This is a genomic window from Streptomyces glaucus (assembly GCF_039533365.1).
Lineage (GTDB): Bacteria > Actinomycetota > Actinomycetes > Streptomycetales > Streptomycetaceae > Streptomyces > Streptomyces glaucus.
In genome coordinates, this window is sequence record NZ_BAAATK010000105.1 from 1 (window position 1) to 6,007 (window position 6,007).

Sequence of the window (6,007 nt, forward strand, 5' to 3'; positions counted from 1 at the left end):
CGGACCGGCGGTCGGCGCCCCGGTTCTCCGCCGGCCTGGTGGCGGCGCCTGCCGTCGCTTCGGTTCCGCCGCTTCGGCGCCGGCGGCCGGACCGCCTGCCGGATCCGGTGCCGGTTCCGCGGGCCGGGCGGGGCGCCGTCGGCGTCGCGGGCCGGGGAACCTCGAGGGTGACGGCCACGCCGGAGGGCTCGCGGGCGCCGGTGATCGTGGCCAGTTCCGCGTCGCTCGACATGATGCGGGCCGTCCGGGGGCGGACGCCCGCGTCCGACATGAGCCGGGTGACGTCCCGTTTCTGGTCGGGCAGGACCAGCGTGACCACGCTGCCGGAGCCGCCCGCGCGGGCCGTGCGGCCGCCCCGGTGGAGGTAGTCCTTGTGGTCGGCCGGGGGGTCGACGTTCACGACCAGGTCGAGGTCGTCGATGTGTATGCCCCGGGCCGCGACGTTCGTCGCCACCAAGGCGGTGACCTGGCCGTTCCTGAACTGTTCCAGGGTGCGGTTCCGCTGCGGCTGGGAGCGGCCCCCGTGCAGTGCCGCCGCGCGGACACCGACGGCCAGGAGCCGCTTGGCGAGCCGGTCCGCCGACCTCTTGGTGTCGAGGAAGAGGATGACCCGGCCGTCACGGGCCGCGATGCGCGTGGTGACGGCCTTCTTCTCGGTCTCGTCCTGGACGTGGAACACGTGGTGCTCCATGGTGGTCACCGCTCCGGCGGACGGGTCGACGGAGTGCACCACGGGGTCGGTCAGGAACTGCTGTACCAGGCGGTCGATGTTGCGGTCCAGGGTGGCCGAGAAGAGCAGGCGCTGCCCGTCGGGCCGCACTTGCCGGATCAGCTTGGTGATCTGCGGCAGGAAGCCCATGTCGGTCATCTGGTCGGCTTCGTCCAGCACCGTGATGCGGACGCCGTCGAGCACGCAGTCCCCGCGTTCGACGAGGTCGTTGAGTCTGCCGGGACTCGCCACGACGACCTCGGCGCCGCGCCGGAGCGCATCGGCCTGCTTCGTGAGGGACAGCCCGCCGACCACGGTGGCCAGCCGGAGGTTCACCGCCGCCGCGTAGGGGGTCAGGGCGTCCGTCACCTGCTGGGCGAGTTCGCGGGTGGGCACCAGCACCAGGGCGAGGGGCGCCTTGGGCGCGGCGCGCAGTCCGGCGGTGCGGGCCAGGAGCGCGAGCCCGAAGGCGAGGGTCTTGCCGGAGCCGGTGCGTCCCCGTCCCAGCACGTCACGGCCGGCGAGCGAGTTGGGCAGGGTGGCGGCCTGGATGGGGAAAGGGGTGGTCACACCCTGCGCGGTGAGGGTGTCCAGCAGTTCCGCGGGCATGTCCAGACCGGCGAAGTCCGCGACGGCGGGCAGGGGGGGTGTCGTGCTCTCCGGCAGCCGGAACTCCCTCGGCGCCGGCGCCGACGGTGGGGGCGAAGAGGCGCGTCGGTTCGGCTTCTGGGGTCTGCGGGGCATGCGGTTGTCTGCCTTCCTGGAAACAGCACAAACCGGGGTCTGCACCATGACGGTGCGGACCCCGGTGAACGGATACGCGTCCGGCGGTCAGGCGGGGACGATGTTCTCCGCCTGCGGGCCCTTCTGGCCCTGCGTGACGTCGAAGGAGACCCGCTGGCCCTCCTGGAGCTCACGGAAGCCCTGGGTCGCGATGTTCGAGTAGTGGGCGAAGACGTCGGGGCCGCCGCCGTCCTGCTGGATGAAGCCGAAGCCCTTCTCGGCGTTGAACCACTTCACGGTTCCCTGTGCCATGTCCTTCTCCTTCTGTAGGCAGAGGCCCCATCCGGAGATGCCGGAAAACAAATAATGCGCCTGCAGGAGAAACATTCCCGTCAGGCGCACATAGCTTCATGGGTACCAGAACTGCAACACCGAGACTGTAGCACAGTCCGGCCTCCCGTACGGCCGGGCGAACCGCGGCGGAGCGCCGTCGGGCGCCGCGGAGGCGTGCGCGTCCGGGGCCGGCGGCCGGTGACTCGCCGAGTGGTGCGGCCCGCCCGTCCGGTGCGGGCGGTGGTGACGGGGCGCCGGCCGAGGCAGCGCGTCCCTTGGCAGCGCGTCCCTTGGCAGCGCGGTCCGGCGGCGGCCAAGGGGGGCGTGCGGCCGAGGGGTGCGGCCGTCGTCCGGTCGCGCCCCTCAGGAGGGAGCGGCGGCGAGGCTGCGGTTGAGCGCGCTGCCGGGGTCGGCGGTGAGTTCCTCCCAGGTGCCCTCCTCCGCGATGCGCCCGGCTTCGAGGACGGCGACGCGGTCGGCCCGGCGGATGGTGGCACGGCGGTGCGCGATGACGATCGTGGTGCGGCCCTCCTGCCTCAGCGCGGTGGCGAGTTGGGCGTCGCCGGCGTTGTCCAGGTGGGCGGTGGACTCGTCGAGCACGAGCACTCTCGGCCGGGCCAGCAGCGCGCGGGCGAGGGCGATGCGGGCCCGCTGGCCGCCCGACAGGGTGGCGCCGCGTTCGCCGACCGGCGTGTCCATCGGGGCGATCCGGTCCACGCCGCACAGGCGGGCCGTCTCGGCGAGGAGGGCGTCGTCCGCCTCGGGGGCGGCGAGCCGCAGGTTCTCGGCCAGGGTGCCGTGGAAGAGGGGGGTTTCCTGGCCCACCAGCGCGACGGCGCGCCGGAGTTCGGTGTCGCTCACCTCGCGCAGGTCGACGGGGTCGCCGTCGACGGGGATCAGCTGGACCGCTCCTTCGGACGGGTCCCAGAACCGGGCCAGCAGGTGGGCGCAGGTCGACTTGCCGGCTCCCGAGGCGCCGACCAGTGCGAGGGTCTGCCCCGGGCGGACGGTCAGCTCGACGCCGTCCAGCACGGGCCCGTTGCCGTAGTCGAACCTCACCCGGTGCAGCCGGACGCCCAGCGGGCCGGGGGGCAGCGGGCGGGGCGCGGGGGGCGGCGGGGCGAGGGCGGGGGCCTTCACCGCCGCGCCGACCCGGGCGGCGGCCGCGCGCAGGGCCACGGCCTGGCTCAGCGACCGGGCCGACTCCGCGACGGGGCCCAGGACCGACAGGGCCAGCGCCATCGCCGCCGGAGCCCATGCGCCGTGCAGTCGTCCGGCGGTCACGGACTGCGCCGCCGCGGTCACCACGCCGAGGACCGCGACCACGATGAGGAGGTCGCGGACCGCGGCGGCGGCGGCCTCCCAGGTGGCCTCGGCGCGCTGGGCCTCCCCCACCTGCCGTCCCCGTTCGGCCAGCCGGCGGCGGCGTTCGGCCAGGGCGCCGAAGGCGCGCAGTTCGCGCAGCCCGTCGACGGTCTCCACCGTGTCGGCCGACAGCCTCGCGGCGGCCGTGCGGGTGCGGCTGCCGCGCGCCGCGCGTCCGCGCGCGTCGGCGAAGGGCGCCGCGGCGAGCAGCGCCGCGACCGGCAGCACGGCCGCCAGCAGCCACGGCTCCACCGCGGCGAGGACCGCCGCGCCGCCGGTGAGGACCGTCCCGGCGGCCAGGAGCTGGGCGGTGGTGTGGGCGTAGAAGAACTCCAGGGCCTCCACGTCCGCCATGGCCGTGGCGGCGAGGTCCCCGCTGCGCCGGCCGGCGACGCGGGCGGGGGCGCTGCGGGCGAGCCCGTCGAAGACGCGCACGCGCAGCGCGGCCAGCACCCGGTAGGCCAGGTCGTGCGAGAGGTCCATCTCGCGCCAGGTCGTCAGGGCGCGTACGAGGACGAGCGTGACGAGCGCGGTGACGGCGGCGGCCGAGGGGGCGCGCCCTTCGACGACGGCCGTTCCCACGGTGTGCGCGGCCAGCGTCAGCAGCGCCACGAGGGAGCCCTGTTCGAGGAGCGCGGCGGCGCAGGTGCGGACCGTCATGGCGCGGTGCCCGGCCAGGGCGGGAAGCAGGGCGCGCAGCGAGCCCCGCGGGGGCGCCTGCGCGTCGGCGGTGGCGGTGCCGGCGGTGCTGCTCATGCGGCGAGTCCTCCTCGGTGGGCGTGGTCGGCGGCGGCGAGTCGCGCGTAGACGCCCCCGGCCTCGACCAGGTCGGTGTGCTCGCCGACGGCGTCCACCCGTCCTCCGTCGAGGACGACGATGCGGTCGGCGTGCCGGACGGCGGCGAGCCGGTGGGCGACCACCAGGACGGTCCGGCCGCGCGCGGCGTTCAGCAGTTCCCGGACGATGTCCGCCTCGCGGCGTTCGTCGACCGAGCTGGTGGCCTCGTCGAGGACGAGCACCGGGGCGTCCGCCAGCAGGGCCCGCGCGAGGGCGAGCCGCTGGCGCTGCCCGCCGGACAGGGTGGCGCCGCGTTCGCCGAGGACGGTGGCGTAACCGTCCGGCAGGGCGGCGATCTCGTCGTGGATGCCGGCGATGCGCGCCGCGCGCGTCAGGTCGTCGTCCGTCGCGTCCGGCCGGGCCAGGCGCAGGTTGTCCGCGATGGTGGCGTGGAAGAGGTAGGTCTCCTGCGAGACCACGGCGATGCTCCGCCGCAGCGATGCGAGCGCGTACCGGGTCGCGCAGCGCCCGTCGAGGGTGATGCGGCCCTCCTGCGGATCGTGGTGGCGCAGGAGCAGGGCGAGGAGCGTGGACTTGCCCGCGCCGGACGGGCCGACGATCGCGGTCGTGCGTCCCGCCCGGGCGGTGAAGGAGACGCCGCGCAGGGCGGGCGTCGCGGCGCCGTCGTAGGTGAACCCGACGTTCTCGAAGGTCAGCTCGGGCGGCTGCGGCCAGTGCGCGGGCGCCGTCCCGGCGTCGCGGACGGCGGGCTTGGCGGTGCGCAGCGCCGCGAGCCCGTCCGCGGCCGACACCCCCAGGTATCCGGCGTGCCACTCGCGGGCCAGGTCCCGGACCGGCCGGAAGCACTCGGAGGCCAGCAGCAGCACCAGATAGGTGCCGGACGCCGTGGTGGATCCGGTGACGGCCGACCAGCACGCCAGGAGCGCGGCGGCGGCGATGCCGCCCTGGACGGCGAGGTCGGTGATGCCGGTGTCGACCAGGGACACCCGCAGTTTGGCGACGGTCGCCCGGTGCAGCGCCGCCGAGCGCCGCTCCAGGCGTGCGCGGGTGCGGCCGACCGCGCCGGCGGCCCGCAGGGCGGGCATGCCCTGCAGCGCCTCCAGGTAGTCGGCGCCCAGCCCTTCGTAGGTGTCCCAGTGCTCCTTGCCGCGCTCGGCCAGGAGCCGGTCCCAGGCGCGCGGCCCGGCCAGGGCGAGCAGCAGGGCGGGGACCAGGCCGAGGAGGGCCGCCGGTTCCACCGCGGCCAGGGCGGCGAGCACCAGGGGCGGCACGGTGAGGGTGACCAGGAGCTGGGGCAGATGGCGGGAGACGTACGCGTCGACGCCCTCCACCCCGTCGACGAGGGTGGTGCGGACGGCCCCGGCGCGCGCGGTGGTCAGGTGTGCGGGCCCCAGTTGTCCGAGGCGGGCGAGGAGTTCGTCCCGCAGGGCCACCCTGACCCGGGCTCCGGCGCGGGTGGCGGTGCGCCGCTGCCAGGTGGCGAGCCCGGCGCGGGCGGCGACGACGGCGAGCACCGCGGCGAGCAGCCACGGGAGCCGGCCGGTGTCGCCGCGGGCCAGGCCGGCCAGCGCGACGGCCAGCAGCGCGGCCTGCGCCAGGTGGGTGAGGGTGACGGCGCCCTGCAGGAGGGTGGCCGCGAGCAGGGGGCGCCGGGCGCGCCGGGCGGCGCGGCGCAGCTCGGGGTGGACGATCACGTGGTGTTCTCCTCGTCGGCGTGGAGGGTGCCGAGGGCCAGTCCGTGGACGATCCAGTCCCGGCCCGGTGCGGCGCCGAGCGCGGCGCCGAGGTCCGCCTGCTGCCAGGAGCCGACGGGCCGGGCGGCCAGCCCGTGGCGGCGGGCGGTGACGTGGGCCAGGTGGACGGCGAACCCGGCCCGCAGGTGGGTGCGGCGGATGTGCGGCGCGTCGGCGTCCGCGGGGCAGCCGTGGGCGAGCAGGACGGCGCCCGCGTCCGCGATCCAGGCCTGGCCCGCGGCCCAGGCCGCGAGCGTCGGGCGGGCCTCCCCCGCGGCGCGCCGCCGCAGCGCCGTGCCGTCGGCGGCCGGCTCGACCAGGCCGGGGCGCGGTGCGCCGACGGCGG

4 protein-coding genes and 1 pseudogene are annotated in these 6,007 nt (G+C 76.5%); all 5 read right to left on the minus strand.

Features of this window, described 5'->3' with window-relative positions; genetic code table 11:
* Window positions 1–1,453 (minus strand): DEAD/DEAH box helicase (locus ABD363_RS32160; RefSeq protein WP_344609994.1); only part of this gene is annotated, 1,453 nt, incomplete at its 3' end.
* Between the two features lie 87 nt (window positions 1,454–1,540).
* Complete coding sequence (locus ABD363_RS32165) at window positions 1,541–1,744, minus strand: cold-shock protein (RefSeq protein WP_023544341.1); 204 nt, start codon at window positions 1,742–1,744, stop codon at window positions 1,541–1,543.
* A 384-nt stretch (window positions 1,745–2,128) separates the two neighbouring features.
* Window positions 2,129–3,886: an ABC transporter ATP-binding protein gene (locus tag ABD363_RS32170; protein WP_344609995.1), complete on the minus strand. Its 1,758-nt coding sequence runs from the start codon at window positions 3,884–3,886 to the stop codon at window positions 2,129–2,131.
* Window positions 3,883–5,622, minus strand: coding sequence for an ABC transporter ATP-binding protein/permease (locus ABD363_RS32175; RefSeq protein ID WP_344609996.1), 1,740 nt, complete (start codon window positions 5,620–5,622; stop codon window positions 3,883–3,885). Before ABD363_RS32175 ends, ABD363_RS32170 begins: the two co-directional genes overlap by 4 nt.
* A pseudogene (locus ABD363_RS32180) lies at window positions 5,619–6,007 on the minus strand (SagB/ThcOx family dehydrogenase); the annotation flags it as partial. The gene ABD363_RS32175 and the pseudogene ABD363_RS32180, both read right to left, overlap by 4 nt.